The sequence below is a fragment of the Brunnivagina elsteri CCALA 953 genome, assembly GCF_002289455.1.
GTDB lineage: Bacteria > Cyanobacteriota > Cyanobacteriia > Cyanobacteriales > Nostocaceae > Brunnivagina > Brunnivagina elsteri.
The window spans coordinates 1-2221 of record NZ_NTFS01000655.1; the positions used below are offsets into that span (position 1 = coordinate 1).

Sequence of the window (2221 nt, forward strand, 5' to 3'; positions counted from 1 at the left end):
AATTTAGCTCGAACACCAATGATTATTTTAATTGCGGTGACGATGGGTGATATTCTGGCAAATTTGATTATTGGAGGAGGGGGGCAGTAGGCAGTAGGCAGTAGGCAGTGGGCAGTGGTAGAAGAATTAATAAAGTTTTATCTCAATTGTATGGAGGAAAAATCAAAATATCGCAAAGTTAATGTGACTCTTGGAAAGCAACCCAATATCGGACCATTCCCTGCTGACCAATTAATTCCTTGGGCGATAATTTGTGGACTTTCTTATTACTTGATACATGGTTTATTTCGACTTAATTGGATTTGGACTTGTAGTACAGCTGCTTGGGGAATAGCAACATGGTGGATTCTCACGGCTAATGGTAGTTGGCGCATTTTATCCAAATTTGTTACTACCCCTAATTGGACACGAGTTCGATGCTTGTATGAGGCAGTCGGGAGTAGTGAGAAAAAAAGAAAGGGAGGTGATTAAATTGATGCTTGTATAGAACGGATTAACGAGCGTAACATTTTACCAAGAGAATCACATTCTTCTAGTATTGGATTAGCGGACTCTGAGGTTATCAAATTAACTCGCATACTCAAAATAATATGAGTTTCTAATTCTTTTAAGGAACCCTGAGATATTTTGAGAAAATGAACATATTCTCCTTGAGAATCTCTTCCATAGCCTTCTGCAATATTGGCAGGTATGGAAACTGATGCACGTCGAATTTGTGAAATCATTCCATATGTTTCATCTTTGGGAAAACTCTTTGTAATTACGTAGCATAACTCAGCAATATCCATACCTTTTTGCCAAACTTGTAAATCACGATACGAACGGATTGCATTATTTTTCATTTTTTTTCCTCTAGTAACACTTTTATTTTCTCTTATCCACTGCCAACTGCCCACTGCCTCTATGAAACTTTCCCTAACACCTCTTGAAGATGCATTTGCTCCTTTTACAATGTTGCAAATAAATCTCCAAGGACGCTCGATTGGTGCTTATCTTCTGCGTAAAGGTGTTGATAATTTCCTAATTCAATTTGGGTTTGAATGTGCGGGTATTCATTCAACATTACGTAGCGAACAAATTGATCCGGTGTTTGATGCGATTGAATCTGGATTGAAAGATTTACCCGATGGAGAACGTTTAACAATCCATCTTAGTTCGTTTACCAACGATAATTTGAGACAACAGCAACTCAAAGATTTGAGCGATATTGCTCCTAATAAAGAACTGCAATATCTCTTGATGGGAGAACGATGTAGAACACAACAACTAACAATTCAAGGAGTTCGTAAACCAAAAATATTACGTCTTTATTGCACATACACAATTGAAACTTCGAGTACGGGAACGAACGATGCGATTGAAAAAATCCTCTCGAAATTAGAGCGTTCCTGGAAATCATTTACAGGAGAAATTAACGAACTTCAATTCATCGCCATCGAACGACTTTTACACTCAGCTTTTACCGACGGATTCCAATTATGGGAGCAATTACTATCAAACAAAATGGGGCTAGATATCCGCCCTTTAACTTCCGAACAGCTTTGGGAACAACTATGGCAGCGATTTAACAACACACCACCTCGACCAATTCCCCAACTTTTGACCCTCGACGAAAATGGACTACGTGAGGAAATTTACTCAGATGTCTCCCCCGCATCTTTGCTCATGGAGTCAGAATCATCTATCCCCGTCGCAGATAGACGTTGGGTGCATCTCCAAGAAAAATACATTGCTGCCCTAACTTTTGCCGATAAACCCGGTGGTTGGGTGGATAAGGAACGACAAATGCGTTATTTATGGGAGGTTTTATCTAGGGAAAGAGTCTATGATACTGAGATTTACTGCCAGTTGATGCGAGCTAATGAGACGTTGGTGAAAACTAATATGCAGCGTCTTACAAAACAAGCGAATACATCTGCTGTACTTGCCCAAGACAAAAACTCTGTTGACGTAAAATCTCTACTCAATATCAAAAAATCTGTTGCTGCACAAGAAGAACTTTATGAAGGTGCTGTTCCCATCCACGTAGCAACTGTGTTTTTGGTATATCGGAACACCCGCGAACAATTAGACGAAGCTTGTCGTTATCTCCAATCCTGCTTTCTGCGTCCAGCTTGGGTTGTCCGCGAAACCGAATATCCTTCGCGAATTTGGTTACAAACTTTACCTATTGTTTGGGAACGCTTAATGACTGCACCTTTTAATCGAAGGTTGGTTTATT

2 protein-coding genes and 1 pseudogene are annotated in these 2221 nt (G+C 39.7%); 2 read left to right on the forward strand and 1 reads right to left on the reverse strand.

All coding sequences use genetic code 11. From position 1 onward, the window contains the following. Window positions 1–150: 150 nt before the first annotated feature. The gene (locus CK510_RS29560; RefSeq protein ID WP_095725010.1) at window positions 151–471 is read left to right on the forward strand and encodes a hypothetical protein; all 321 of its coding nucleotides are present in this window, start codon (window positions 151–153) and stop codon (window positions 469–471) included. Here the strand turns inward: CK510_RS29560 and CK510_RS29565 are convergent. After that, window positions 468–842 (reverse strand): four helix bundle protein, encoded by a 375-nt coding sequence (locus CK510_RS29565; protein ID WP_095725011.1) that lies wholly within the window; start codon window positions 840–842, stop codon window positions 468–470. The two genes, CK510_RS29560 and CK510_RS29565, sit on opposite strands and share 4 nt — an antisense overlap. A 61-nt stretch (window positions 843–903) precedes the next feature. On the opposite strand from CK510_RS29565, the pseudogene CK510_RS29570 reads away from it, so the two are divergent. Beyond that, a pseudogene (locus CK510_RS29570) lies at window positions 904–2221 on the forward strand (hypothetical protein); the annotation flags it as partial.